The organism is Caldimonas sp. (genome assembly GCF_046291045.1).
GTDB lineage: Bacteria > Pseudomonadota > Gammaproteobacteria > Burkholderiales > Burkholderiaceae_C > Caldimonas.
Genome location: NZ_JBKBSL010000006.1, coordinates 34,561 through 61,506, shown reverse-complemented (window position 1 = coordinate 61,506; position 26,946 = coordinate 34,561). Strand labels below are relative to the sequence as shown.

Here is a 26,946-nt window from a genome sequence, read left to right as displayed (position 1 = left end):
TCATGTCCACCGATTTGGCGCTGTATTTTGCGCTCGTGTGTGGCGTGGCCGCCGTCGTCTACGGTTTCGTGTCACGCAGCTGGATCCTGAAGCAAGACGCTGGGAACCCCCGCATGCAGGAGATCGCCGCGGCGATCCAAACGGGAGCGGCGGCCTATCTGGCGCGCCAGTACAAGACCATCGCCATCGTCGGCGTGGTGTTGGCCGTGCTGATCGGCATCTTCATCGACGGCGCCACCGCCGTGGCCTTCGTCATCGGGGCCGTGCTCTCGGGCGCCTGCGGGTTCATCGGGATGAATGTGTCGGTGCGAGCCAATGTGCGCACCGCGCAGGCGGCCACCCGGGGCATCGACACGGCGCTGGCTGTGGCTTTCCGTGGCGGCGCGATCACCGGATTGCTGGTAGTGGGCCTGGGCTTGCTGGGCGTGGGGGTGCTGTTCTGGTTCCTCATCATGAACGGGCAGGTCAACCCGGTCACGCCACTGTCGTCCGTGCTCAAGCCGCTGATCGGGCTGGCCTTCGGCTCCTCGCTCATCTCCATCTTCGCGCGCCTGGGCGGGGGCATCTTCACCAAAGGGGCCGATGTGGGTGCCGACCTGGTGGGCAAGGTGGAAGCCGGTATCCCTGAGGACGACCCGCGCAACCCTGCGGTGATCGCCGACAACGTGGGCGACAACGTGGGCGACTGCGCGGGCATGGCCGCCGACCTCTTTGAAACCTATGCCGTGACGCTGATCGCGACCATGGTGCTGGGCTCGCTGATGGTCACCGCCTTCCCGATGCAGGCGGCCGTGCTGCCGCTGGCGCTCGGCGGGTTCTCGATCATTGCCTCCATCATCGGCTGCGGCGCGGTCAAGGCCTCGCCGGGCATGAAGAACGTGATGCCAGCCCTCTACAAAGGCCTGATCGTCTCGGGCGTGATCGCGCTCGTCGGCTTCTTCTTCATCGTGAAGTGGGTGATGCCCGACGACGCGATCTACGCCAGCGGCACTCAGCTTCGTCTGTTCGGCGCTGCCGCGGTGGGCCTGGCGCTCACGGCGCTGATGGTGTGGATCACAGAGTACTACACCGGCACCGACTACTCGCCCGTCAAGCACGTGGCCAAGGCCTCCACCACGGGGCATGGCACCAACATCATCGCCGGCCTGGGCGTGAGCATGAAGTCCACGGCCTGGCCGGTGATCTTCGTGTGCGCGGCCATCATCGCCAGCTACCTGCTCGCCGGCCTGTACGGCATCGCGATCGCCGCGACCTCGATGCTCAGCCTTGCGGGCATCATCGTGGCGCTGGACGCCTATGGTCCGATCACCGACAACGCTGGCGGGATCGCCGAGATGTCCGAGCTGCCCCAGTCGGTGCGTGACATCACCGACCCGCTGGACGCCGTGGGCAACACGACCAAGGCCGTCACCAAGGGCTATGCCATCGGCTCAGCCGGCCTGGCCGCCCTGGTGCTGTTTGCCGACTACACCCATGGCCTGGAAGCCGCCGGGCACCATGTGAGCTTCGACCTGTCGAACCACATGGTGATCGTGGGCCTGTTCATCGGCGGCCTGATTCCCTACCTGTTCGGCGCGATGGCGATGGAAGCGGTGGGCCGTGCGGCCGGCAGCGTGGTCGAGGAAGTGCGCCGCCAGTTCAAGACCATCCCCGGGATCATGGAGGGCACGGGCAAGCCCGAGTACGGCACCGCGGTGGACATGCTCACCAGCGCGGCCATCAAGGAGATGATCATCCCCTCGCTGCTGCCGGTGGTCGTGCCCATCGCGGTGGGCCTGCTGCTCGGGCCCGAGGCGCTGGGCGGCTTGCTGATGGGCACGATCGTGACCGGCCTCTTCGTGGCGATTTCGATGTGCACCGGCGGCGGCGCCTGGGACAACGCCAAGAAGTACATCGAGGAAGGCCACTACGGCGGCAAGGGCAGCGAGGCCCACAAGGCGGCCGTCACCGGCGACACCGTGGGCGACCCCTACAAGGACACCGCCGGCCCGGCCGTGAACCCCTTGATCAAGATCATCAACATCGTCGCGCTGCTGATCGTGCCGCTGCTGCCGGTGAGCACGGCCACGAAAGCCGAGTCGGTGCCTGCGGCGCCGATGGTCCAGGCGCAGGCCGTGGCCTCCACGGTCACGCCGGCTGCGGCCCAGCCCGCTGCCCGCTGATCCCGTCCCACCCTTTGCAACGCCCGCCCCGCGCGGGCGTTGTGTCGTGGAGTGCCCCCTCAAGCCGCGCCCGGTTGTGGGCATTGCTTCACGCCGATGACGAGGTTCGACCCGCCAGGGTCGGGCCTGCCATGTTTCAATGCCGGCAATGGGGAACGTCGTGGGACTTCGAGGCTTGAGCGGACCGGGAATCTGGCCGGTGCTGGTCGTCGTCTGTGCCTGCTCGTCTGCATGGGCCCAGGCACGCGACACGACCGTCGCGCTGGCCGCCCCCGCTTTGGCCCGGCCCGCGCTCGTCGCCCCCGCACCGGCGCCGGCAGCCGTTCAGCCCGTGCCGCGGCCGGCCAGGAAGAAGGCGTCACCGGCCAGGGCGCCACAGAAGGAACCCGTCGCCCGGCCGGCTCCCGCCTCCCCGCCGGCACTCGACCTGCAGCTTGTCGATGCAGCCCCGATGTCGGCGCCGATGGGGGCGGCCCGCACGACACCGCTGGCCCTGCCTGCTGCGGCACGCCCGGCCACGGGTCTGGATCTGCGGGCCCCGGTGTCGGACCGCTGGTGGGTGGACGCCCGTCTGGTGGACGACGGTGACCGCCACCCCGAGCCGGGGCTGACGGTCGGCGTCAAGCTCAAGTTCTGAGCCCGCCCGGCCCCTGCCGGGCCGAACTCAACGGCGTGCCGGCGGCACGTCGGTGCAGGTGCCGTGCGCCACTTCGGCCGCCATGCCGATGCTCTCGCCGAGCGTGGGGTGCGGATGGATGGTCTTGCCGATGTCCACCTCGTCGGCGCCCATCTCAATGGCCAGCGCGATCTCGCCGATCATGTCGCCGGCATGGGTGCCCACGATGCCACCGCCCACGATGCGATGCGTGTCGGCATCGAAGAGCAGCTTGGTGAAGCCCTCGTCGCGCCCGTTGGCGATGGCCCGGCCCGAGGCCGTCCAGGGGAACAAACCCTTCTTGACCTGGCGGCCCTCGGCCTTGGCCTGGTCTTCGGTCAGGCCCACCCAGGCCACCTCGGGGTCGGTATAGGCCACGCTGGGAATCACCCGGGCGTCGAAGGCCGCCTTCTGGCCCGCGGCCACCTCGGCTGCCACATGGGCTTCGTGCACGGCCTTGTGAGCGAGCATGGGTTGGCCGACGATGTCGCCGATGGCGAAGATGTGCGGCACGTTGGTGCGCATCTGCAGGTCCACCGGGATGAAGCCGCGGTCGGTCACCGTCACGCCCGCCTTCTCGGCCCCGATCTTCTTGCCATTGGGGCTGCGGCCCACGGCCTGCAGCACCAAGTCGTAGAGCTGCGGCTCCTTCGGCGCGCCTTCGCCCTCGAAGCTCACCAGGATGCCGTCGGCCGTCGCCTGGGCGGCCACGGTCTTGGTCTTGAGCAGGATGTGGTCGAAGCGCGGCGCGTTCATCTTCTGCCACACACGCACCAGGTCGCGGTCCGCGCCTTGCATCAGGCCGTCGAGCATCTCCACCACGTCCAGCCGCGCACCCAGCGTGGAGTACACCGTGCCCATCTCCAGGCCGATGATGCCGCCGCCCACGATGAGCATGCGCTTCGGGGCGTGCTGCAGTTGCAGCGCGCCGGTGGAATCGACGATACGGGGATCGTCGGGCAGGAAAGGCAGGCGCACCGCCTGCGAGCCGGCTGCGATGATGGCCTGCTTGAAGCGAATGGTCTGCGTCTTGCCGGTCTTGTCCTGGCCGTCGCCGGTGGTCTCCTCGACCTGCACATGGTGCGGATCGACGAAACTGCCATAGCCGCGCACGATGGTGACCTTGCGCATCTTGGCCATGGCCGACAGGCCCCCGGTGAGCTTGCTCACCACCTTGTTCTTGTGGGCCAGCAACTTGGCGCGGTCCACCGTGGGCTCGCCGAAGCTCACACCCAGGTCGGCGAAATGCTTCACCTCGTCCATCACCGCCGCCACGTGCAGCAAGGCCTTGGACGGGATGCAACCCACGTTCAGGCACACGCCGCCCAGCGTGGCGTAGCGCTCCACCAGCACCACCTTCATGCCGAGGTCAGCCGCCCGGAAGGCGGCCGAGTAGCCGCCAGGGCCTGCGCCCAGCACGAGCATGTCGCATTCGATGTCGGCACCACCGGCGTAACTCGACGCGACGGGAGCCGGGGGGGTTGCGGCCGCCGGGGTGGGTGCGGGCGCGGGTGCGGGGCTCGCCGTGGGTGCCTGTGCGGGCGCTGCCGCGGCCGCCCCTTCAGCCTCCAACAACAGGATGACCGAGCCTTCGTTGACGGTGTCGCCCACCTTCACCCGGAGCTCCTTCACCACGCCCGCCCGGGGAGATGGAATCTCCATCGACGCCTTGTCGGACTCCACGGTGATGAGGCTCTGCTCAGCCTTGACTGCATCGCCGGGCTGGACCAGCACCTCGATGACGCCGACATCCTTGAAGTCGCCGATGTCGGGAACCTTGATCTCGATGACAGACATGCCGCGCTCCTTACAGCATCACGCGGCGGAAGTCCGCCAGCACCGAAGCCAAATAGGCATTGAAACGGGCTGCGGCTGCACCATCGATGACGCGGTGGTCCCAGCTCAGCGACAGCGGCAGGATCAGGCGGGGCTGGAAAGCCTTGCCGTCCCAGCGAGGCTCCGTGCTGGATCGGCACACGCCCAGGATGGCCACCTCGGGCGCGTTGATGATGGGTGTGAAGTAGCGCCCGCCGATGCCGCCCAGCGACGAGATCGAGAAGCAGCCGCCACTCATCTCGGCCGGGCTCAGCTTGCCCTCGCGGGCCTTGGCGGCCAGCTCGCTCATCTCCTGGCTGATCTGCAGGATGCCCTTCTTGTCGGCGTCCTTGATGACCGGCACCACCAGGCCGTTAGGCGTGTCGGCCGCAAAACCGATGTGGTAGTACTGCTTGAGCACGAGCTGCTCGCCGTCCAGGCTGGCATTGAACTCGGGGAACTTCTTCAAGGCCGCGACCGAGGCCTTGATCAGGAAGGCCAGCATCGTCACCTTGATGCCGCTCTTCTCATGCTCCTTGTTGAGCTGCACACGGAAGGCTTCGAGCTCGGTGATGTCGGCATCGTCGTGGTTGGTGACGTGCGGGATCATCACCCAGTTGCGGTGCAGGTTGGCGCCGCTGATCTTCTTGATGCGCGAGAGCTCCTTGCGTTGGACCGGGCCGAACTTGCTGAAATCGACCTGCGGCCACGGCAGCAGACCGGGAAGCCCTCCGCCGGCCACAGCCGCTGCGGCCGGCGCCTTGGCCTTCTGGGCCTGGGTGTGGACGTCACCGGCCATGACCTTCTTGACGAATTGGTGGACATCGTCTTGGGTGATGCGTCCCTTCGGGCCGGTGCCGGGAACCTCGGCCAGCGGCACGCCCAGCTCCCGCGCCAGGCGGCGGATGCTGGGGGAGGCATGGGGCAGTTGCCCCGATGGGGCGGCCGTCGCGCCAGAGGCGGGAGCGGGAGCGGGAGCGGGAGCGGGAGCGGGTGCGGGTGCGGGTGCAGGAGCCGGCGCCGCGACGGGGGCGGATGGCGCTGCAGCGGCCGTACCGCCCGCCGTCTCGACCAGAGCGATCGGCGTGCCCTTGGACACCTTGTCACCTACCGCCACTTTCAGCGCCTTGAGCACGCCGCCGTGCGACGACGGAATCTCCATCGAGGCCTTGTCGGATTCGACCGTGATCAGGCTCTGTTCGGGCACGATGGTGTCGCCGGGCTTGACCAGCACCTCGATCACCGCCACATCGCTGAAGTCCCCGATGTCGGGCACGACCACCTCGACCACACCGCCCGTCGCGGAGGGCGACGGTGCCGGCGTCGGCATGGGCGCGGGAGCGGCAGTCACCGGCGCGGGGGCGGGTGTGGCCGTCGCCCCTTCGGCCTCCACCAACAGCAGCACGCTGCCTTCGCTGACCTTGTCGCCCAGCTTCACCTTGAGTTCGCGAACGATGCCGGCATGCGTGGAGGGGATCTCCATCGAGGCCTTGTCGCTCTCCACGGTCACCAGGCTCTGCTCCACCGCAACGGTGTCGCCGGGCTTGACCAGCAGCTCGATGATTTCGACGTCCTTGAAGTCCCCGATGTCGGGCACCTTCACTTCGACCAATGCCATGTTCTTGTCCCCGTTCTTGCTGCTCAGGCGTACAGCGGGTTGATCTTCTCGGTGTTGATGCGGTACTTCTGGATCGCCTCGGACACGCGCGACAGCGGCACGGTGCCTTCCTCGGCCAACGCCTTGAGCGCGGCCACCACGATGTAGTGGCGGTTGACCTCGAAGTGCTCACGCAGCTTGCTGCGGAAGTCGCTACGGCCGAAGCCGTCGGTGCCCAGCACCTTGTAGATGCGCCCCTTGGGCAGGAAGGCCCGGATCTGGTCGGCGTAGTTCTTCATGTAGTCGGTGGAGGCAACCACCGGCCCGGCATAGGGCTCGAGCTGCTGGGTCACGAAGGGCACGCGCGGTGTCTGCGTGGGGTGCAGCAGGTTCCAACGCTCGCAGTCCTGGCCCTCGCGCGCCAGTTCATTGAAGCTCGGGCAGCTCCACACATTGGCCGACACGCCCCAGTCACGCTCGAGCAGTTCCTTGGCGACGATGGACTCGCGCAAAATCGAGCCGCTGCCCAGCAGGTTGACCTGCGGCGGCATCTTCGCACCTTCCTGCAGCAGGTACATGCCCTTGATGATCTGTTCCTCGGTGCCAGGCTTGAGGCCGGGGTGGGCGTAGTTCTCGTTGAGCAGGGTGATGTAGTAAAAGACGTTCTCCTGCTTCTCGACCATGCGCTTGAGGCCGTGCTGCATGATCACCGCGACTTCGTGGGCGAAGGTGGGGTCGTAGCTCACGCAGTTGGGGATGGTGCCGGCCAAGATGTGGCTGTGGCCGTCCTCGTGCTGCAGGCCCTCGCCGTTGAGCGTGGTGCGCCCGGAGGTGCCGCCCAGCAAGAAGCCGCGCGCCTGCATGTCGCCCGCCGCCCAGGCCAGGTCGCCGATGCGCTGGAAGCCGAACATCGAGTAGTAGATGTAGAAGGGGATCATGATGCGGTTGTTCGTCGAATACGACGTGGCCGCAGCGATCCAGCTGGCCATGCCGCCCGCCTCGTTGATGCCTTCCTGAAGGATCTGACCAGCCTTGTCCTCCTTGTAGTACATCACCTGGTCCTTGTCGACCGGGGTGTACTTCTGGCCTTCGGGGTTGTAGATGCCGATCTGGCGGAACAAGCCCTCCATGCCGAAGGTGCGCGCCTCGTCCACCAGGATGGGCACGACACGCGGGCCTAGGGCCTGGTCACGCAGCAGTTGCGTGAGGAAGCGCACGTAGGCCTGCGTGGTGCTGATCTCACGCCCTTCGGCGGTAGGCTCGAGGATCGCCTTGAAGGTGTCCAGCGAGGGCACGGTGAAGCTCTCGGAGCTGCGCGGCCGGCGCTTGGGCAGGTAGCCGCCCAGGGCCTTGCGGCGCGCATGCAGGTACTTCATCTCCGGCGTGTCGTCGGCCGGCTTGTAGAAGGGGATCTTGGGCAGCTCGCTGTCGGGGATAGGGATGTTGAAGCGGTCGCGGAAGTAGCGGATGTCCTCGTCCGACAGCTTCTTGGTCTGGTGGGCCGTGTTCTTGCCTTCGCCGGCCTTGCCCATGCCGTAGCCCTTGACCGTCTTGACCAGCAGCACCGTGGGCTGGCCTTTGTGGTGGTAGGCGCGGTGGAAGGCGGCATAGACCTTCTGCGCGTCGTGGCCGCCCCGGCGCAGCGCCCAGATGTCGTCGTCGCTCATCTTGGCCACCAGCTCCAACGTGCGCGGGTCACGGCCGAAGAAATGCTTGCGCACATAGGCCCCGTCGTTGGCCTTGAAGGCCTGGTAGTCGCCATCGAGCGTGTCCATCATGATCTTGCGCAGGGCGCCATCCTTGTCGCGCGCCAGCAGGGCATCCCATTCACGCCCCCACAGCAGCTTGATCACGTTCCAGCCCGAGCCGCGGAACTCGCCTTCGAGTTCCTGGATGATCTTGCCGTTGCCCCGCACCGGGCCGTCCAGGCGCTGCAGGTTGCAGTTCACCACGAAGATCAGGTTGTCGAGCTTTTCGCGCGCGGCCAGGCCGATGGCCCCCAGGCTCTCCGGCTCGTCCATCTCGCCATCGCCGCAGAACACCCAGACCTTGCGCTGCGAGGTGTCGGCAATGCCGCGGGCGTGCAGGTACTTCAGGAAGCGGGCCTGGTAGATGGCCATCAGCGGGCCCAGGCCCATCGACACCGTGGGGAACTGCCAGAACTCCGGCATGAGCTTGGGGTGGGGGTAGCTGGAAATGCCCTTGCCGTCGACCTCCTGGCGGAAGTGGAGCAGTTGCTCCTCGCTCAGGCGCCCTTCCATGAAGGCCCGCGCATAGATGCCCGGCGCACTGTGGCCCTGGATGTAGAGCAGGTCGCCACCGTGGGTGCCACCCTCATCGGTATCGTCGGCATGCCAGAAGTGGTTGAAACCCACGGCGAACATGTGGGCCAGCGATTGAAAGGAGCTGATGTGGCCGCCCAGATCCCCGCCGTCGGGCGGGTTGAGCCGGTTGGCCTTGACCACCATGGCCATCGCGTTCCAGCGCATGTACGCGCGCAGGCGGCCCTCCAGCTCCAGGTTGCCCGGGTTGTGGGCCTCTTCCGAGGGTTCGATGGTGTTCACATACCCCGTCGTGGCCGAAAAGGGCATGTCCACGCTGTGCTGACGCGCCTCCTCGAGCAGCTGTTCGAGCAGGTAGTGCGCGCGCTCGGGGCCTTCACGCTCAATGACGGCCGTCAGCGCATCGAGCCACTCGCGGGTTTCCTGGGCGTCGGCATCGTTGGCTGCAGGTGCGGCGGGGGGTTGGGGCATCGCGGACATGCTTGTCTCCAGCTCGGGGTTGACGGCCTCCCGGTCGGCCATGCGCATCACGCCATGCGAGACGGGGTCACGCGCATGCGCAGCCGCATCTGCCTCCGGGGTTCAGGGGCGAGTGTGGCACAGATCGGCGGTTTTTCAAATAGTGCGAGTAAATTTTACTTTATGAAATATGAGCGAACGGTCGTTCTTTTGACGTTCCGATCCGGCTCCTGCGCGGCGGGGACAGCTCACTGTGGCGCAGCGGCGCAGGCTCCACAAGGGGCTTGTCCCGCAGGTGGGATCCGGGCAGCCACCGCGGCGGCTATGGCCTGCGTTCGATAATTCCGGCCATGTCCATGCCTCATTCCGAGTTCCGTCTGAGCACCCACGAGACGGGATCGCCCCCGTCCAAGCGGCGCCTGCTGCGTGCCTGGTGGCGTCGGCAGTCGCCCGCCCGCCAGGACCGGTTCGCCACGCTCGGGCCGCTGGTGTCCGTGTTGCTGTTCCTTGCGGCCATCATCACGGCGTTCTGGTACTTGCGCATCGAGGAGATCGAGCGCGAACAGGAGTCGGTCAAACGCGACACCGAGGTGGCCCAGCAGCAGATCCGGCTGCGCCTGATCGAAAACCAAGAGCAGCTCGTGCGCTTGGCGCGCGAGGTCGCCACCGGTGCGATCGATGCGGACGAGTTCATCGGCCAGGCCACGACCCTGGCGCGCGAGCGCCCCGAATTGGTGAGCCTGAGCTGGCTGCTGGCCGACCGCACCCGGCATGCCAGCCATGTCTCGCCCAGCCACAGCTTCATGGGCAGCCGCTATGCCGAAGCGCCGGCCCCAGCGTCGGCGGCCTCGGCCGACGGCATGGCACGCAACGAGCCTGAATGGGCCTTCGACACCGCCCGCGAGTTGCGGCTGCCCGTGTACTCCCGGCCCTACGCCACCGAGACCGGCCTGCACGTCGTGCAGGTCCACGTGCCGCTGGTGGACCGCGCCACCTTTGCCGGCACCGTGGTGGCCGAGTACTCCGTCGAGGCGCTGCTGCGCTATTTCGTGCCCACCGAGGTGGCCAACCGGCACGGCATGATGTTGCTCGACGCCAACGGCCGCGTGCTGGCCAGCACGGTCTCGCGCGCCCCTGGACGGGAACCCCGCCGCGACGCCCTGCATCACGACATTCCCGTCGCGCCGGTGGGCAACGGGTTGATCCTGCGGGGTGTGGGCTACCGCACCTCGGTGGGATTGATCAGCAACACGCTGTTCTGGATGGTGACGGCGCTGAGCGTGCTCACCGTGTGGATGCTGCTGGGCACGTGGCGGCACATGCGCCGTCGCTTGCAGGTACAGCAGGCGCTGGTGGCCGAGACCAACTTCCGCCGGGCGATGGAGAACTCCATGCTCACCGGCATGCGCGCCATGGACATGGAAGGCCGCATCACCTATGTGAACGCTGCCTATTGCTCGATGACGGGCTTCTCCGAAGCCGAGCTGGTGGGCCGCACGCCCCCCTTTCCCCACTGGCCGCCCGACCGCATGGAGGAAAGCCGCCGGCTGTTCGAGCAGGAGCTCCAGGGGCGCAGCCCGCCCGGCGGCATCGAGGTCAAGGTGATGCGCAAGGACGGCACCCAATTCGACGCACGCATGTACGTCTCGCCGCTGATCGACGCCAAGGGCCATCAGACGGGTTGGATGACCTCGATGACCAACATCACCGAGGCCAAGCGCATCCGCGACCAGCTCTCGGCTTCGCACGAACGCTTCACCACGGTGTTGGAAGGCCTGGATGCCGCCGTCTCGGTGGTGTCGGTGCAGCAAGGCGAGCTGCTGTTCGCCAACCGCTCCTACCGCCTGTGGTTCGGTACGGACGGCAAGGGCCACGCCCTGCTGGCCGGCGCCCGGGAGTCCGAGTCCGCACCGGCGCTGTCCGACGCCGACGACGAGTCCGTGGACCATTTCGGCGGCCTGCCCACGCAGGAGCTGACCGAGACCGGTTCGGACCCTCGCGAGGTGTATGTCGAGTCCCTGGGGCGCTGGTTCGACGTGCGCTCGCGCTACCTGCAGTGGACCGACGGCCGGTTGGCCCAGATGCTGATCGCCACCGACGTGACGGCCCGGGTGCGCGCCGAGGAGCAGGCCGCCCGCCAGGCCGACCAGGCCCAGATCACCAGTCGTCTGATCACGATGGGCGAGATGGCCTCGTCGGTCGCCCACGAACTCAACCAGCCGCTCACGGCGATCTCCAACTACTGCAACGGGATCATCTCCCGGGTCAAGGCCGGCGCAATGAACGACGCCGAGCTGCTTGCCGCACTGGAGAAGACCGCCAAGCAGGCCCAACGCGCCGGGCAGATCATTCACCGCATCCGCGCCTTCGTGAAGAAGAGCGAGCCCCAGCGCCAGCCCGCACAGGCCCGGGAGATCGTGGACGATGCCGTCGAACTGGCAATGATCGAACTGCGGCGCCGACACGTGAGCATCCACACCTACGTCGCCCAGCGCTTGCCGCAGTTGATGGTCGATCCCATCCTGATCGAGCAGGTGCTGCTCAACCTGCTGAAGAATGCGGCCGAAGCCATCGACAGTGCCAAGCTGCCGCCGTCGCGGCGCAACATCGAGCTGCGGGTGGTGCCGCGCCACACACCCGACGAGGGCGGCGTGATCGAGTTCAGCGTCACCGACTCGGGCCCCGGCCTGAAGGAGGAAGTGCTCGGCCGGATGTACGAGGCCTTCTTCTCGACCAAGTCCGATGGCCTGGGCATCGGCCTGTCGCTGTGCCGCTCGATCATCGAGTCTCACCATGGCCGGATCCGGGCGGAGAACTTATACAATGGTCCGAGCGTCGTCGGCTGCCGGTTCAGCTTCACCTTGCCGGTAGAGATTTCCAACCCTAGCTGATTGCACCCATGAGCCTGATCCCCAAGAAAGGCACCGTCTATGTCGTCGATGACGACGAAGCCGTGCGCGACTCGCTGCAGTGGTTGCTCGAGGGCAAGGACTACCGCGTCAAGTGCTTCGACTCCGCCGAATCCTTCCTCTCTCGCTTCGACCCACGCGAGGTGGCCTGCCTGATCGCCGACATCCGCATGGATGGCATGAGCGGCCTGGAGCTGCAAGACCGCCTGATCGAGCGACGCTCCCCCCTGCCCATCGTCTTCATCACCGGCCACGGCGACGTGCCCATGGCAGTGAACACGATGAAGAAGGGAGCGATGGACTTCATCGAAAAGCCCTTCAAGGAAGAGGAACTCGTCTCCCTGGTCGAGCGCATGCTGGAGCAGGCTCGCGCGCTCTTTGCCCAGCAGCAAGAAGCCGCCAGCCGCGACGCCCTGCTCTCACGCCTGACCACCCGCGAGGCCCAGGTGCTCGACCGCATCGTCGCCGGCCGGCTGAACAAGCAGATTGCCGACGACTTGGGCATCAGCATCAAAACGGTGGAGGCTCACCGCGCCAACATCATGGAAAAGCTCAACGCCAACACCGTGGCCGACCTGCTCAAGATCGCCCTGGGCGCACAAGCCAAGGCCTGACGCCCTCCCCCATCCCGAGGCCGCTGCGACAGCGGCCTTTTTCGTTTCCGGCATCGCACTCAAGGATTCCCCATGACCGCAAGACTCATCGACGGCAACGCCCTGTCCCGGCAGATCCGCGCCGACGTGGCCCGCCGGGCCGCCGCCCTGGCCGCCCAGGGCCACACCCCCGGGCTCGCGGTCATCCTGGTGGGCGACAACCCGGCCTCCCAGGTGTATGTGCGCAACAAGGTCAAGGCCTGCCAGGACAACGGCCTGCACTCGGTGCTCGAGCAGTACCCGGCCACGCTGTCCGAAGCCGATCTGCTGGCGCGCGTGGAGGCGCTCAACCGGGATCCGGCCATCCACGGCATCCTGGTGCAGCTGCCCCTGCCGCCTCACATCGATGCCCACAAGGTCATCGAGACGATCTCTCCGCTCAAGGACGTCGACGGCTTCCATGTAGCCAGCGCCGGCGCGCTGATGGTCGGCCAAAGCGGGTTCAAGCCCTGCACGCCCTACGGCTGCATGAAGATGCTCGAATCCATCGGCTGCGACCCCAAGGGCAAGCATGCCGTCGTGATCGGCCGCTCCAACATCGTCGGCAAACCCATGGCCCTGATGCTGCTGCAGGCTCACGCCACCGTCACCATCTGCCACAGCGCCACGCCGGACCTGGCCCACCACACCCGACAGGCCGACATCATCGTCGCGGCCGTGGGCCGGCGCAACGTGCTCACCGCCGACATGGTCAAGCCCGGCGCCGTGGTCATCGACGTGGGCATGAACCGCAATGACGAGGGCAAGCTGTGCGGTGATGTGGACTTCGACGGGGTGTCGAAGGTAGCCTCGGCCATCACCCCCGTGCCCGGTGGGGTTGGTCCGATGACCATCACAATGTTGCTAGTCAACACCCTGGAGGCCGCCGAACGCGCGGCCCAGACACGATGAACTCGAACCCGTTGCTCGACTTCACCGACCTGCCCCGCTTCGACGCGATCCGGCCCGAGCACGTCACGCCTGCCGTGACCGAGCTGCTCGCCGCCGCCAACGAGGCCCTGGAGCGCGCCGTCAGCGAAGCCGTGCCGGCCGACTATGAGGCCTTGTCGGCCGTGCTCGACGTGGCCACCGAACGCCTCGGGCGCGCCTGGGGGGCCGTGAGCCACCTCAACGCCGTGGCCGACAGCCCGGCGCTGCGCGCCGCCTATAACGAGAACCTGCCGCGCATCACCGAGTTCCACACCCGGCTGGGCGCCGACGAACGTCTCTACGCGAAGTACAAGGCCGTGGCCGACAGCCCGGCCGCACGCGAGCTGCGGCCGGCACGGCAACGCGCGCTGTCCAACGCGATACGCGACTTCGTGCTGTCGGGCGCCGAGCTGCGCGGGCAGGCCAAGGTGCGGTTCGCACAGATCCAGGAACGCCAAGCCGAGCTGTCGCAGAAGTTCTCCGAGCATGTCCTCGACGCCACGGACGGCTACGCCTACTACGCCAGCGAGGCCGAGATGGCCGGCGTGCCCGACGATGCCCGCGAAGCCGCACGCCAGGCTGCCCGGGCCGAAGGCCGCGACGGCTACAAGCTCACCCTGCAGTTCCCGAGCTATTTCCCGGTCATGCAGTACGGGCAGGACCGCTCGTTGCGAGAGCGGCTGTACACCGCCTACGTCACCCGCGCCTCTGAGTTGGGTGAGCCCGAGCACGACAACTCCGCGCTGATGCGCGAACTGCTGGCCTTGCGGCAGGAGGAGGCCGAGCTGCTGGGCTATCGCAACTTTGCCGAAGTGTCCCTGGTGCCCAAGATGGCCGAGTCGCCGCAGCAGGTTCTCGATTTCCTGCGCGACCTCGCGCGCCGGGCGCGGCCTCACGCCGAGCGCGACCTGACCGAACTGCGCGAGTTCGCCCGCACCGAACTGGGTCTGCCCGAGCTGGCTGCCTGGGATCTCGCCTATGCCTCCGAAAAACTGAAGGAAAAGCGCTATGCCTTCAGCGACCAAGAGGTGAAACAGTACTTCACCGAGCCCAAGGTGCTCGAGGGCCTGTTCAAGATCGTCGAGACCTTGTTCGAGGTGGCCATCCGTCCCGACACCGCCCCGGTGTGGCACCCCAGCGTGCGCTTCTTCCGTATCGAGCGGGGCGGCCGGCTCGTGGGTCAGTTCTACCTCGACCCCTATGCCCGCCAGGGCAAGCGTTCGGGCGCCTGGATGGACGATGTGCGCAGCCGCTGGGCACGCCCCGACGGCTCGCTGCAGACCCCGGTGGCCCACCTGGTGTGCAACTTCGCCGAAGGCGTGGGCGGCAAGCCGGCCCTGCTCACGCACGACAGCGTGCTCACGCTCTTCCATGAGTTCGGCCACGGACTGCACCACCTGCTCACTCAGGTCGACGACATCGGCGTGGCCGGCATCTCCGGCGTGGAATGGGACGCGGTGGAGCTGCCCAGCCAGTTCATGGAAAACTTCTGCTGGGAGTGGGACGTGCTCAAGCACATGACCGCCCATGTGGACACCGGCGAGCCGCTGCCACGCCCCCTGTACGACAGGATGGTGGCCGCCAAGAACTTCCAAAGCGGCCTGCAGACGCTGCGCCAGATCGAGTTCGCGCTCTTTGACATGCGCTTGCATGCCGAGCCTGGTAGCCATGATCGGATCCAACAGGTGATCGACGAGGTGCGCGCCGAGGTCGCCGTCTTCCCGCCGCCGTCCTTCAACCGCATGCAGCACAGCTTCTCGCACATTTTCGCGGGCGGCTATGCGGCCGGCTACTACAGCTACAAATGGGCCGAGGTGCTCAGCGCGGATGCCTACAGCGCCTTCGAGGAAACTGGCGTGCTCGACGTGACCACTGGGCGGCGCTACCGCGAGCACATCCTCGAGGTGGGCGGCAGCCGCCCGGCCGAGGAAAGCTTTCGGGCGTTCCGTGGCCGTGAGCCCCGCATCGACGCCTTGTTACGCCACCAGGGCATGGCCTGAGCTAGCATCCGCCTTGGTTCGACGAGGAGGGCGCATGAAGCGAACGGTTCGATGCGGGGCCTTCGGGCTGCTGTTTAGCCTGCTGGCTGCCACGGCCGCGCAGGCCACGTACAAGGTCGTGGGCCCGGACGGCAAGGTCACCTACACCGACCGGCCGCCCGCCCAGGCGGGCGAGGTGCGCGCGGTCGGCAAGCCCGGTGGCGGCGCGTCCGGCCCCGAGCCGACCTTGCCGTTCGAGCTGCGCCAAGTCGTGGCGCGCTACCCGGTCGTGCTCTACACCTCCCCGGATTGCCAGCCTTGCGACGCCGGCCGCAATCTGCTGCGCCAGCGTGGCATCCCGCATACCGAATACAGCGTCACCACGCCCGCCGATGCCGAGGCTCTGAAGAAACTGGCCGGCAGCAATGAGGTGCCCTTGCTCACCATCGGCGCCCAAAGAATCAAGGGGTATTCGAGCAGCGACTGGAACGGCTACCTCGATGCGGCAGGCTATCCCAAACAGTCGCGTCTGCCCACGGGCTACCGCTTTGCGCAGGCCTCCCCCTTGGCACCACCGGCACCCGCACCCGCACCGGGACCGGCCCCCGAGGCCCCCCCGGCTGCTGGACCAACCGGCCCGGCGCAGCCCTTGCCACCGGCCGGCAACGCGCCACCGGGCTTTCGCTTCTGACCCCGCCGCTTGCGCGCGAAGGCCAGCCGGCGCACGAGGGGCTCCGGGGCCGTCAGAAGTGGAGCGAACGCACGCCTTCGGGCGTGCCCAGCAGGCACAGATGCGCCCGATGGCGGGCGAAGAGACCGACCGTGACCACGCCGGGCCACTGATTGATCTCGCTTTCCATCGCCAGCGGATCGTCGATGCGCAGGCCGGCCACGTCGATGATCAGGTTGCCGTTGTCGGTGACCACCCCCTCGCGCAGCTTCGGCTGCCCCCCCAGGGCCGCCAAGCGACGCATCACCTGGGCCCGCGCCATCGGGATCACCTCCACCGGCAGCGGGAAGCGGCCCAGGGTGGGCACCAGCTTGGACGCATCGGCGATACAGACGAAACGCTGCGCCAGGTCGGCCACGATCTTCTCGCGCGTGAGTGCTGCCCCGCCGCCCTTGATCATGCAGCCCCGGGGGTCGATCTCGTCGGCCCCATCGATGTAGACCGGCAATGACGTGACCTCGTTGGCGTCGAAGACCGGGATGCCGTGCGCCACCAAGCGTTCAGTGCTGCGGACCGAGCTGGACACCGCCCCCTGGATGCGGTCCTTGATGCGGGCCAGCTCGTCGATGAAGCAGTTCACCGTCGAGCCCGTGCCCACGCCCACGATGCTGCCGGGCACCACATGCTCGATGGCCGCACGCCCCACCAGGGCCTTGAGTTCGTCTTGCGTCATGGGATCGGGGGCTGCCGCCCGTGTGTTTGAGACAATCCCGCGATTATCCCGGACCGATCGCCCATGTCCCTCTTGCCCTACGCCCTCGCCCGCCCATTCCTCTTCGGCTTGGACCCCGAGCATGCCCATGAGCTGACCCTGGCCGCCTTGGCACGCACGCAGCGCACGCCACTGGCCTGCGTCTATGGGCAATCGCGGGTGGACGACCCCGTCACCGTGGCGGGCCTGCGCTTTCCCAACCGCGTGGGCCTGGCCGCCGGGCTGGACAAGAACGGCCGCTGCATCGACGGCCTGGCGGCCCTGGGCTTCGGCTTCATCGAGGTGGGTACCGTCACACCCCAGCCGCAGCCGGGCAACCCCAAGCCGCGCATGTTCCGCCTGCCGCAGGCCGAGGCGCTGATCAATCGGCTGGGCTTCAACAACGACGGACTCGAAACCTTCATCGCCAACGTGCGCCGGGCGCGCTTTCGCAGCAACGGCGGCATCTTGGGCCTGAACATCGGCAAGAACGCCAGCACGCCCATTGAGCGCGCCGTGGACGACTACCTCCTCGGTCTGGAGGGCGTCTTCCCGCACGCCGACTACGTGACGGTCAACATCTCCTCGCCCAACACCCAGAACCTGCGTTCGCTGCAGTCCGACCAGGCCCTGGACGAATTGCTGGGCACCCTGCAGGCGCGCCGCCAGGCGCTGGTACAGGCCCAGGGCCGCTCGGTGCCGATGTTCGTGAAGATCGCCCCCGACCTGGACGACACCCAGATCGGCGTGATCGCCGCCACCGTGCGGCGCCATGGCATCGACGGCGTGATCGCCACCAACACCACCATCGAGCGCAAGGCGATCGCCCACCTGCCCCACGGGCAGGAAGCCGGCGGGCTGAGCGGCCGCCCGGTGTTCGAGGCCAGCAACCGCGTGATCGCCGCCCTGCGTGCCGCCCTGGGCCCGGGCTATCCCATCATCGGCGTGGGTGGCGTGATGAGCGGGGAGGACGCCCGCGCGAAGATCGCTGCCGGGGCCGACCTGGTGCAGGTTTACACCGGCCTGATCTACCGCGGCCCGGGCCTGGTGCGCGAGGCGGCGCTGGCGCTCAAAGGCCGCTGAGCCGCTGCGGGATCGGCTCGCCCAGCGCCAGGGCAGCGGCGGCCTCACCGAGCGCGAGGCAGGCCGTCAGTCCGGGCGACTCGATGCCGAAGAGATTGACCAAGCCCGGCAGGCCGTGCTCGGCCGGCCCTTGCAGGCAGAAATCGCGGGCCGGCTCGCCCGGGGCCTGGAGCTTCGGCCGGACGCCGCTGTAGGCCGGCTGCAGGCTGTCGCCGGGCAGATCCGGCCAGTAGCGGCGAATCTCGGTCTCGAAGGCGCCGACACGTGCCGGATCGACACGGTAGTCGAGACGGCCTTCGCGGTCGGGCTGCACCCATTCCACGTCTGGCCCGAAACGCGCCTGGCCGCCCAGATCCAGGGTCAGGTGCACGCCCAGGCCGGCTGCCTCGGGCACAGGATAGATCAGCCGCGAAAACGGGCAGCGCCCCGACAGCGCGTAGTAGCTCCCCTTCGCAAAGTAGGCCTGGGGCACCTGGGCCGACTGCAGCCCCTCGATGCGCGCCGCCAGGGCCGGTGCCCACAGACCGGCGGCGTTGACCAGCACGCGGGTGCCCAGCCGCGTCACCTGCTGGACACCGGCGTCCAGCTCGAAGCCCCCGCTGACGCGGCGCACCTGCTGCACCGGGCAGGCCAGCGCCACCAGCCCTCCGGCCGCCTCCAAGTCGCCCTGCAGGGCCAGCATCAGGCCATGGCTGTCGACGATGCCGGTCGAGGGCGACAGCACCGCCGCGGTGCAGGCCAGCGCCGGTTCGAGGGCCCGGGCTTCGTCGGCCGCCAGCCAGCACAGATCGTGCACACCATTGGCCGCCGCCTGGGCCATCAACGCCCGCAGGGTCTCGTGCTGTGCAGCCGAAGTGGCCACCACCAGCTTGCCGCAGCGCCGATGGCTCACCCCCCGGCGGGCGCAGTAATCGTACAGCCAGGCCTTGCCCGTCACGCACAAGCGCGCCTTCCACGAACCAGTGGGGTAATAGAGCCCGGCATGGATGACCTCGCTGTTGCGCGAACTCGTGCCGGTGCCGATGGCCGTCTCGGCCTCCAGCACCAAGGTTTCCAGTCCGCGCAGGGCCAAGGCCCGGGCCACGGCCAGGCCGACCACGCCCGCGCCCACCACCACGGCATCGACACGATCCACGCTCACAGCCGCCTCGGGTCCAGCGTCAGCAGCTCGCGCACCAGATCCAGCAGCAAGAGCTTGAGCGCTCCGAAACCTTCGTGCGGCTCGAGCGTGAGCTCGTCCATGTAGAGCCGGCGGTTCACCTCGAGCTGGAGGGAGTGGCAGTGCTGCGAGGGCAGACCGTGGCGGCGCACGATCTCCACGCCCTTGTAGGGATGGTTGATGTTGACGCTGTGCCCCTGCGCCCGGAGGTAGTCGGCCATCCAGCGCGTCAGCGCGGGGCTGGCCGTGGTGCCATCGCGGTCACCGATCACGAAGTCGGGGTGCTCCATCCCGGGGAAGTCGGTGGCGTGGGACGACGCCACGGCCGGCATGGAATGGCAGTTGATGTGGATGCAGTAGCCGCGACGCTGCAGGGCCGCCTGGACCTGCTGGGCCAGGGCCTCGTGGTACGGATGCCAGCAGCGATCGATGCGACGGCGCACCTCCTCGACGCTGAGCTTGCGGTCGTACAGCGGCACGCCGTCATCGGTGAGCCGCCACACCAGGCCCTTGCCCAGGCGCACCTTCGGACCGGCCTCCACCGGCCCGGGCCATGGGCCGTCCAGGAGGGTGTCATCCAGTTCGGTCAGGTTGCGGTTGACATCGAGGTAGCTGCGCGGGAAATGGGCCTCCACCCAGCCCACCCCCAGGCCGGGGGCGAAGTCATAGAGCTTGTCGACGTGGGTGTCCTCGGCGCGGCGCAGCACGGCCAGGTCGCAGGCATGGCCGAAGTCGTCCGGGTACCAGGTGCCGCTGTGTGGAGAATCGAGCACCACCGGGGTGGTGCCAGGTCGGCTGGTGACGTAACGCATGACCTGATTGTGGCCCGGCGGCACCGACGCTGGAGATGTGGCAACTACGCGGTCATCCTGGTCGGGTCGCCAAAAGACCAAGGGCCCGGCACATGGCCAGGCCCTCGAGGGTTTGGTGGGTGGTGCAGGGTTCGAACCTGCGACCCCTGCCGTGTGAAGGCAGTGCTCTACCGCTGAGCTAACCACCCGGGAATCCGGACCGAGAGGCTGCAACGCAGTTCTCCCGAAAGACAAAGATTATGCCATAAGTTTTCGCCAGAGTGTCTTGCCTTTGGAAGATTTGTCGAGTTCTTCCAGCACTTGCTCGTGCGCCACCGCTTCGGCCTCGGTCGCGGCCAGCACGGGCAGCGTGAACTGGCGCAGATCGATGCGAGACACCTGCACTTCGGCTGTGCCGCCCTCCTCGGCCTCGATGACCAGGGACTCCTGGCCGCGGGTCATCTGGATGTAGACCTCGGCCAGCAAGCCTGCGTCCAGCAGCGCGCCGTGCAGGCTGCGGTTGGAGTTGTCCACTTCCAACCTGCGGCACAGCGCGTCCAGGGAATTGGACTTGCCCGGATACATCTCGCGCGCCATCAGCAGCGTGTCGGTCACCGTCAGGCGGTGCTCGATGAAGCGCGGCCGGCCCAGGCGCCGCAGCTCGGCGTCCATGAAGCCGAGGTCGAAGCTGGCGTTGTGGATCAGCACCTCGGCGCCCTCGAGGTAGGCCATCAGCTCGTCCACGATGGCGGCAAAGACCGGCTTGTCGGCCAGGAACTCGTCGGTCAGGCCGTGGATCTTGACCGCATCCTCGTGATTGGCCCGCTCGGGGTTGATGTAAAAGTGCTTGTTGTTCCCAGTGGGACGCCGGTTCACGAACTCGACGCAGCCGATCTCGATGATGCGGTCGCCCGCCTCGGGATTCAGGCCGGTGGTCTCGGTGTCGAAGAAGATCTGGCGGGTCATGCCGCGATTATCGCGGTTCGACCCGGACGGCTCAGTGCTTTTCCTTGGCGTGGTTGATCGAGTACTTCGGGATCTCGATGGTCACGTCCTTGTTCGCCAGGATGGCCTGGCATGACAGGCGCGATTGCGGCTCCAGGCCCCAGGCGCGGTCGAGCATGTCCTCCTCGCTCTCGTCGGGCTCGTTGAGCGACTCGTAGCCCTCGCGCACGATCACGTGGCAGGTCGTGCAGGCGCAACTCATCTCGCAGGCGTGCTCGATCTCGATGTTGTGGTCGAGCAGCGCCTCGCAGATCGAGGTGCCGGCAGGCGCCTCGATCTGGGCGCCCTCGGGGCAGTACTCGCTGTGCGGCAGGATCTTGATGACGGGCATGGAGTTCTCGTGGGGGCTTCAGATCTCGTCGAGCCGGCGGCCCGACAGCGCATCGCGGATGCTGCGGTTCATGCGCTCGGCGGCGAAGGCCTCGGTGCCATCGGCCAGGGCCCGGGTGGCCGCCTCGATCGCATGGTGGTCGCCGCCGGCAGCCACGTCGCGCAAACGCTGCATCAGGGCGTCGATGGCCTGGCGCTCAGGCTGCGACAGCAGGTCGCCATCCTGGTCCAGCGCCGATTGCGTGGCCAGCAACAGGCGTTCGGCCTCGACGCGGGCTTCGCGCAGGGCACGGTCCTTCATGTCGGCCTCGGCCGTGGCAAAGCCTTCCTGGAGCATGCGGGCGATCTGCTCGTCGCTCAGGCCGTAGCTGGGTTTGACACTGACGGCCGCCTCCACACCCGAGGTCTCCTCGCGGGCCGACACCTGCAGCAAGCCGTCGGCATCGACCGCAAAGCTCACGCGGATACGCGCCGCGCCGGCGGCCATCGGGGGGATGCCGCGCAGCTCGAAGCGCGCCAGCGAGCGGCAGTGCTCGACCTGCTCGCGCTCGCCCTGCACCACGTGGATGGCCATGGCGGTTTGGCCGTCCTTGAAGGTGGTGAAATCCTGGGCACGCGCGGTAGGAATGGTGCTGTTGCGCGGGATGATGCGCTCCACCAGCCCGCCCATGGTTTCCAGCCCGAGCGACAGCGGGATCACGTCGAGCAGCAGCAGCTCCTGCGCACCGGCATTGCCGGCCAGGGCGTGCGCCTGAATGGCCGCCCCCAGGGCCACCACCTCGTCGGGGTTGAGGTTGACGAGGGGGTCGCGGCCGAAGCAGGCTCCCACGGCCCGGCGCACCAGGGGCATGCGGGTGGAGCCGCCCACCATCACCACGCCCTGCACATCCTCGACCCGGGCCTTGGCGTCGCGCAACACCTTGCGCACCGTGGCGAGCGTGCGGTCCACCAGCGGGCGCGCCAGCGCCTCGAGCTGCTCGCGCGTGACGGCCAGTACCAGGTCGCGCTCTCCCACCGGGCATTGCATCACCGTGCGCTCCGCCGAGGACAGGGCCTCCTTGGCCCGGCGCGCGGCCACCAGCACGGCGCGCTTGTCCTGGGCCGAGCGCGCAACCAACCCCGCCTGGGCCAGCGCCCAGTCGGCCAGGGCGTGGTCGATGTCGTCTCCGCCCAGCGCAGTGTCGCCGGCGGTGGCCACGACCTCGAACACGCCCTTGGACAGACGCAGCAGCGAGATATCGAAGGTGCCGCCGCCCAGGTCGTAGACGGCATACAGCCCTTCGGAGCCATGCTCCAGTCCATAGGCGATGGCCGCCGCCGTCGGCTCGTTGATCAGGCGCAGCACGTTCAGGCCGGCCAGACGGGCCGCGTCCTTGGTGGCTTGGCGCTGGGCGTCATCGAAATAGGCCGGCACGGTGATGACCGCACCGAAGACCTCGTCGTCGAAGCTCTCCTCGGCGCGCTGGCGCAGCGTGGCCAGGATCTCGGCCGACACCTCCACCGGCGACTTCTCGCCCTCGCGGGTGGCGATCGCCACCATGCCCGGCTGGTCGATGAAGTGGTAGGGCAGCTTCTCGCGTCCTTCGATGTCGGCCAGACGCCGGCCCATGAAGCGCTTGATCGAAACGAGGGTGTTTTCCGGGTCGTCTGCCTGCGCGGACAGTGCCTCGTGACCAATCGAACGCCGCCCCTGCCCCAAGTAGCGCACGGCCGAGGGCAGGATCACACGGCCCTGGGCATCGGGCAGACACTCGGGTACACCATGGCGCACCGCGGCCACGAGCGAATGCGTGGTGCCCAGGTCGATGCCCACCGCCAGACGTCGCTGGTGCGGGTCGGGCGATTGGCCAGGTTCGGAGATCTGCAGGAGTGCCATGGAAAAGCGTGTGTCGGAAACGGGCCCGGGCAGACGCGGTGTCAGGGGGCCGCGGCGTCTATTGTCCCAGGCCGTCGAGTCGGCGCTCGACCTCCTCGGCAAAGCGCTCGATGAACATGAGGGCTCTGACCTGGTGGGCTGCTGCCTGGGCGTCGCCTTGATCGTCCAGCAAGACCTGCAACATGGCCAGCCGGTGGCTTCGCTCGGTCTGCACCTCGTCGGCCAAGGCCTTTAGCGCAGCCTCGTCCGCCGCCTCGTCCAGCGTCTCACGCCAGGCCATCTGCTGCATCAGGAAGTCGTGCGGCATGGCCGTGTTGTTGTGCGCCCCGATCGAGGCGCCGCGCAGTTCGCACAGATAGGCCGCGCGGCGCAGCGGATCCCTCAGGCGGTGGTAGGCTTCGTTGACCCGCACGGCCCATTGCATCGCCACCCGTTGGGCGGCCGCCCCTTCGGCGGCGAAGCGGTCCGGATGCACGCGGGCTTGAAGCGCCTTCCAGCGTGCTTCCAGCTCCGCACGGTCCAGTGCCTGGCGTGCAGGCAGCCCGAAGAGCTCGAAGTCGTTGGCCTGGAGATTCATGGTCGAAGGGACGCAAGACGCCCCGGCGAGCCGCTGCCCGCACGGCAGGAGCGACCGGATCGGGTGCCGCTCAGATGCGGAAGGACTCCCCGCAGCCGCAGCGGTCCTTCTCGTTGGGATTGTTGAACTTGAAGCCCTCGTTCAGCCCCTCACGCACGAAGTCGAGCTGGGTGCCTTCGAGATAGGGCAGGCTCTTGGGATCCACCAGGATCTTGACGCCATGGCCCTCGAAGACATGGTCCTCGGGGGCCACCTCGTCAGCGTACTCGAGCTTGTAGGCCAGCCCCGAGCAGCCGGTGGTCTTCACGCCCAGACGCACGCCCACGCCCTTGCCGCGACGGCTCAGGTAGCGGGCGACGTGGCGGGCTGCCGCCTCGGTCAGGGTCACGGCCATGGTGTCAGTGGGTCTGCGCCGCGGCCGCACCGGCCTTGGCCTTGTAGTCGTTCACCGCGGCCTTGATCGCATCTTCGGCCAGGATCGAGCAATGGATCTTCACCGGGGGCAGCGCCAGTTCCTCGGCGATCTGGGTGTTCTTGAGGTTCATGGCCTCATCCAGGGTCTTGCCTTTGACCCATTCGGTGACCAGCGAGCTCGAGGCGATCGCCGAGCCGCAACCATAGGTCTTGAAGCGGGCATCCTCGATCACGCCGGTGGCCGGATTGACCTTGATCTGCAGCTTCATCACGTCACCGCAGGCAGGCGCGCCCACCATGCCGGTGCCCACGTTGGCATCCCCCTTGTCGAAGGAACCGACGTTGCGCGGGTTCTCGTAATGGTCGATGACTTTGTCGCTGTATGCCATGGTCGCTCTCCAACTACTGCTCTGGCTGTGTCAATGGGCGGTCCACTGGATCGTGCTGAGATCCACGCCGTCCTGGTACATCTCCCACAGCGGGGACAATTCTCGCAGTTTGGCCACACGGTCCTTGAGCGTGGCCACCGCGTAGTCGATCTCTTCCTCGGTGGTGAAACGGCCGATGGTGATGCGCAGGCTCGAATGCGCCAGCTCGTCGCTGCGGCCCAGTGCGCGCAGCACATAGCTGGGCTCCAGGCTGGCCGAGGTGCAGGCCGATCCCGAGGACACCGCGATACCTTTGATGCCCATGATCAGCGACTCGCCCTCAACGAAGTTGAACGAGGCATTCACGTTGTGCGGCACGCGCTTTTCGAGATGGCCGTTGATGTAGACCTGTTCGATGTCCTGAAGGCCCTTGAGCAGGCGCTGCTGCAGCATGCGGATGCGCTCGATCTCGGTACCCATCTCTGCCTTGGCGATGCGATAGGCCTCGCCCATGCCGACGATCTGGTGCGTGGGCAGGGTGCCCGAGCGCATGCCGCGCTCGTGGCCGCCACCGTGCATCTGGGCTTCCAGGCGCACGCGCGGCTTGCGTCGCACGTAGAGCGCACCGATGCCCTTGGGACCGTAGGTCTTGTGCGAGGCCAGGCTCATCAGGTCCACCGGCAAGATGGACAGATCGATCTCGACCTTGCCGGTGGCCTGGGCCGCATCGACGTGGAAGAGGATGCCGCGCTCGCGGCACATCGCGCCGATGGTCGGGATGTCCTGGACCACGCCGATCTCGTTGTTCACGTACATCACCGAGACCAAGATCGTGTCGGGGCGCAGCGCGTCCTTGAAGCGGTCGAGGTCGAGCAGGCCGTCTTCCTGCACGTCCAGGTAGGTCACCTCGAAGCCCTGGCGCTCGAGTTCCCGCATGGTGTCGAGCACGGCCTTGTGCTCGGTCTTGACCGTCACGAGGTGCTTGCCTTTGCCCTTGTAGAAGTGCGCCGCACCCTTGAGTGCGAGGTTATTCGACTCGGTCGCCCCAGAAGTCCAGACGATCTCGCGCGGATCGGCGCCGATCAGCTCGGCCACCTGGGCGCGCGCCTTCTCGACGGCCTCCTCGGCCTCCCAGCCCCAGGCATGGCTGCGCGAGGCCGGGTTGCCGAAATGCTCACGCAGCCAGGGGATCATCGCGTCCACCACGCGCGGGTCCACCGGTGTCGTGGCGCCGTAGTCCATGTAGATCGGGAAATGCGGGGTCATGTCCATGTCGGCTTGCAAGGCGGGGCCCGCAGGCCCCTGCTGGCGTGGGTGCGTTACTTCGAAAAGGCGTTGCCCAGGGCAAACACTGAATTGGGGGCGTTGACCTTGATCGGCTTGACGACCGGCTGGCTGGAGATGGCCCGCTTGACCGGCTGCTCCTCGATCGACACACCACGGGCGAGCTGGTCTTCCACCAGCTTGCGCAGGGTGATGGAGTCGAGATACTCGATCATCTTCGCGTTCAGGCTGGCCCACAGGTCGTGCGTCATGCAGCGGCCCTGGTCCTCGCCCATGCAGTTTTCCTTGCCGCCGCAGCCGGTGGCGTCGATCGGCTCGTCCACCGCGACGATGATGTCAGCCACGGTGATGTCCTCAGCCTTGCGGCCCAGAGAGTAGCCGCCGCCCGGGCCGCGGGTGCTCTCGACCAGCTCGTGACGGCGCAGCTTGCCGAACAGTTGCTCCAAGTACGACAAGGAGATCTGCTGGCGCTGGCTGATGGCGGCCAGGGCCACCGGGCCCTGATGCTCGCGCAGCGCGAGGTCGATCATGGCGGTGACGGCAAAGCGGCCTTTGGTGGTAAGACGCATGTCGAACTCCTTGTACTGTCACCCGGAGGGTGATCATCGGTTGAACCCAAACAAGGCTTGTGGCCCGGGTTAACCCTCGGATGAATCCGAGTGATTTACTCGATTATGCCTGAAGCCTAGTTTTTTGGTCAAGTTTGGCTTCGGAAGTTCCCGCAGGCCGGTACGAGCTGCGCGCTCAGATGCGCCACCAGGCCCTGCGCCGCCGATTCCAGGCAGTCCAGCACCAGTTCGAAGCCGGCGGGTCCGCCATAGTAGGGGTCGGGCACCTCCTCGCGCCGCGGAGGCGGGGCGAATTCCATCATGCGGCGCAGCTTGTGGCGTTCGGCCGGCGGGCACTCGTCGCGCAGCCAGCGCAGGTTGCCGTGGTCCATGGCCAGGATCAGTTCAAATCGCTGGAAGTCGGCAGCTTCCACCCGGCGCGCGCGCAGGGCGCTCAGGTCGTAGCCTCGGCGTGCGGCGTGCGCCTGCGAACGCTCGTCGGGCGGTGCACCGATGTGGTAGCCATGGGTGCCCGCGGAATCCAGCCACACTCGATCGGCCAGTCCCGCACGTTCGACATGGTAGCGCACCACGGCTTCAGCCGTGGGCGAGCGACAGATGTTGCCCATGCAGACGAACAACAGGCCGACACGTTGCATCTGCCGCCCTC

23 protein-coding genes and 1 tRNA gene are annotated in these 26,946 nt (G+C 67.4%); 8 read left to right on the top strand and 16 right to left on the bottom strand.

Going from position 1 to position 26,946, the window contains the following annotated elements; translation table 11 throughout:
- Positions 1 to 2 precede the first annotated feature (2 nt).
- Positions 3 to 2,162: a sodium-translocating pyrophosphatase gene (locus ACK4ZD_RS03570; RefSeq protein ID WP_409658875.1), complete on the top strand. Its 2,160-nt coding sequence runs from the start codon at positions 3 to 5 to the stop codon at positions 2,160 to 2,162.
- A 451-nt stretch (positions 2,163 to 2,613) separates the two neighbouring features.
- Complete coding sequence (locus tag ACK4ZD_RS03565) at positions 2,614 to 2,799, top strand: hypothetical protein (RefSeq protein WP_409658874.1); 186 nt, start codon at positions 2,614 to 2,616, stop codon at positions 2,797 to 2,799.
- Between the two features lie 27 nt (positions 2,800 to 2,826).
- On the opposite strand, the gene lpdA is transcribed toward ACK4ZD_RS03565, so the two are convergent.
- From lpdA to aceE, 3 genes are read right to left on the bottom strand one after another with little or no spacing between them, the layout of a single operon-like run.
- Positions 2,827 to 4,614: a dihydrolipoyl dehydrogenase gene (gene lpdA / locus ACK4ZD_RS03560; RefSeq protein WP_409658872.1), complete on the bottom strand. Its 1,788-nt coding sequence runs from the start codon at positions 4,612 to 4,614 to the stop codon at positions 2,827 to 2,829.
- A gap of 10 nt (positions 4,615 to 4,624) precedes the next feature.
- Entirely contained in the window at positions 4,625 to 6,250 is a 1,626-nt protein-coding gene (aceF, locus tag ACK4ZD_RS03555; RefSeq protein ID WP_409658869.1) for a dihydrolipoyllysine-residue acetyltransferase, read from the bottom strand.
- A 23-nt stretch (positions 6,251 to 6,273) separates the two neighbouring features.
- Positions 6,274 to 8,991 (bottom strand): pyruvate dehydrogenase (acetyl-transferring), homodimeric type, encoded by a 2,718-nt coding sequence (aceE, locus tag ACK4ZD_RS03550; protein WP_409658867.1) that lies wholly within the window; start codon positions 8,989 to 8,991, stop codon positions 6,274 to 6,276.
- A 329-nt stretch (positions 8,992 to 9,320) separates the two neighbouring features.
- Here aceE and ACK4ZD_RS03545 point away from each other — a divergent pair, with 329 nt between their 5' ends.
- From ACK4ZD_RS03545 to ACK4ZD_RS03525, 5 genes are all read left to right on the top strand, one after another.
- Positions 9,321 to 11,861 (top strand): PAS domain S-box protein, encoded by a 2,541-nt coding sequence (locus ACK4ZD_RS03545; RefSeq protein WP_409658865.1) that lies wholly within the window; start codon positions 9,321 to 9,323, stop codon positions 11,859 to 11,861.
- An 8-nt stretch (positions 11,862 to 11,869) separates the two neighbouring features.
- A complete protein-coding gene (locus ACK4ZD_RS03540; protein WP_409658863.1) occupies positions 11,870 to 12,493 on the top strand; it encodes a response regulator transcription factor in 624 nt (207 codons plus the stop codon).
- A gap of 72 nt (positions 12,494 to 12,565) precedes the next feature.
- The gene (gene folD, locus ACK4ZD_RS03535) at positions 12,566 to 13,423 is read left to right on the top strand and encodes a bifunctional methylenetetrahydrofolate dehydrogenase/methenyltetrahydrofolate cyclohydrolase FolD (protein WP_409658861.1); all 858 of its coding nucleotides are present in this window, start codon (positions 12,566 to 12,568) and stop codon (positions 13,421 to 13,423) included.
- A complete protein-coding gene (locus ACK4ZD_RS03530) occupies positions 13,420 to 15,441 on the top strand; it encodes a M3 family metallopeptidase (protein ID WP_409658859.1) in 2,022 nt (673 codons plus the stop codon). Before folD ends, ACK4ZD_RS03530 begins: the two co-directional genes overlap by 4 nt.
- A 34-nt stretch (positions 15,442 to 15,475) precedes the next feature.
- The gene (locus tag ACK4ZD_RS03525; protein WP_409658857.1) at positions 15,476 to 16,111 is read left to right on the top strand and encodes a glutaredoxin family protein; all 636 of its coding nucleotides are present in this window, start codon (positions 15,476 to 15,478) and stop codon (positions 16,109 to 16,111) included.
- Positions 16,112 to 16,163: 52 nt separating this feature from the next.
- Here the strand turns inward: ACK4ZD_RS03525 and rpiA are convergent, their stop codons facing one another.
- Positions 16,164 to 16,823 carry a ribose-5-phosphate isomerase RpiA gene (rpiA, locus tag ACK4ZD_RS03520; protein ID WP_409658855.1) on the bottom strand — a complete coding sequence of 220 codons (660 nt, stop codon included), beginning with the start codon at positions 16,821 to 16,823 and terminating at the stop codon, positions 16,164 to 16,166.
- Positions 16,824 to 16,886: 63 nt separating this feature from the next.
- On the opposite strand from rpiA, the gene ACK4ZD_RS03515 reads away from it, so the two are divergent.
- Entirely contained in the window at positions 16,887 to 17,924 is a 1,038-nt protein-coding gene (locus ACK4ZD_RS03515) for a quinone-dependent dihydroorotate dehydrogenase (RefSeq protein ID WP_409658853.1), read from the top strand.
- Here the strand turns inward: ACK4ZD_RS03515 and ACK4ZD_RS03510 are convergent.
- From ACK4ZD_RS03510 to ACK4ZD_RS03455, 12 genes are all read right to left on the bottom strand, one after another.
- On the bottom strand, positions 17,911 to 19,065 hold the full coding sequence (locus tag ACK4ZD_RS03510; RefSeq protein WP_409658851.1) for an NAD(P)/FAD-dependent oxidoreductase: 1,155 nt from the start codon (positions 19,063 to 19,065) through the stop codon (positions 17,911 to 17,913). The two genes, ACK4ZD_RS03515 and ACK4ZD_RS03510, sit on opposite strands and share 14 nt — an antisense overlap.
- Entirely contained in the window at positions 19,062 to 19,895 is an 834-nt protein-coding gene (locus ACK4ZD_RS03505) for an N-formylglutamate amidohydrolase (protein WP_409658849.1), read from the bottom strand. The genes ACK4ZD_RS03510 and ACK4ZD_RS03505 overlap by 4 nt, the downstream gene beginning before the upstream one ends.
- A 113-nt stretch (positions 19,896 to 20,008) precedes the next feature.
- A tRNA-Val gene (locus tag ACK4ZD_RS03500) sits at positions 20,009 to 20,083 on the bottom strand.
- 49 nt (positions 20,084 to 20,132) lie between these two features.
- A complete protein-coding gene (dnaQ, locus tag ACK4ZD_RS03495; RefSeq protein WP_409658847.1) occupies positions 20,133 to 20,840 on the bottom strand; it encodes a DNA polymerase III subunit epsilon in 708 nt (235 codons plus the stop codon).
- Between the two features lie 31 nt (positions 20,841 to 20,871).
- Complete coding sequence (fdx, locus tag ACK4ZD_RS03490) at positions 20,872 to 21,210, bottom strand: ISC system 2Fe-2S type ferredoxin (RefSeq protein ID WP_409658845.1); 339 nt, start codon at positions 21,208 to 21,210, stop codon at positions 20,872 to 20,874.
- Between the two features lie 18 nt (positions 21,211 to 21,228).
- Positions 21,229 to 23,085 carry a Fe-S protein assembly chaperone HscA gene (hscA, locus tag ACK4ZD_RS03485; protein WP_409658843.1) on the bottom strand — a complete coding sequence of 619 codons (1,857 nt, stop codon included), beginning with the start codon at positions 23,083 to 23,085 and terminating at the stop codon, positions 21,229 to 21,231.
- 58 nt (positions 23,086 to 23,143) lie between these two features.
- Entirely contained in the window at positions 23,144 to 23,662 is a 519-nt protein-coding gene (gene hscB / locus ACK4ZD_RS03480; protein WP_409658841.1) for a Fe-S protein assembly co-chaperone HscB, read from the bottom strand.
- A gap of 70 nt (positions 23,663 to 23,732) precedes the next feature.
- Complete coding sequence (gene iscA, locus ACK4ZD_RS03475; RefSeq protein ID WP_409658839.1) at positions 23,733 to 24,056, bottom strand: iron-sulfur cluster assembly protein IscA; 324 nt, start codon at positions 24,054 to 24,056, stop codon at positions 23,733 to 23,735.
- A gap of 4 nt (positions 24,057 to 24,060) precedes the next feature.
- A complete protein-coding gene (iscU, locus tag ACK4ZD_RS03470) occupies positions 24,061 to 24,465 on the bottom strand; it encodes a Fe-S cluster assembly scaffold IscU (protein WP_409658836.1) in 405 nt (134 codons plus the stop codon).
- 30 nt (positions 24,466 to 24,495) lie between these two features.
- On the bottom strand, positions 24,496 to 25,716 hold the full coding sequence (locus ACK4ZD_RS03465; RefSeq protein ID WP_409658834.1) for an IscS subfamily cysteine desulfurase: 1,221 nt from the start codon (positions 25,714 to 25,716) through the stop codon (positions 24,496 to 24,498).
- Positions 25,717 to 25,763: 47 nt separating this feature from the next.
- Positions 25,764 to 26,297, bottom strand: coding sequence for a Fe-S cluster assembly transcriptional regulator IscR (iscR, locus tag ACK4ZD_RS03460; protein WP_019559624.1), 534 nt, complete (start codon positions 26,295 to 26,297; stop codon positions 25,764 to 25,766).
- A 128-nt stretch (positions 26,298 to 26,425) separates the two neighbouring features.
- Positions 26,426 to 26,935: a low molecular weight protein-tyrosine-phosphatase gene (locus tag ACK4ZD_RS03455; protein WP_409658832.1), complete on the bottom strand. Its 510-nt coding sequence runs from the start codon at positions 26,933 to 26,935 to the stop codon at positions 26,426 to 26,428.
- Between the last annotated feature and the right edge of the window lie 11 nt (positions 26,936 to 26,946).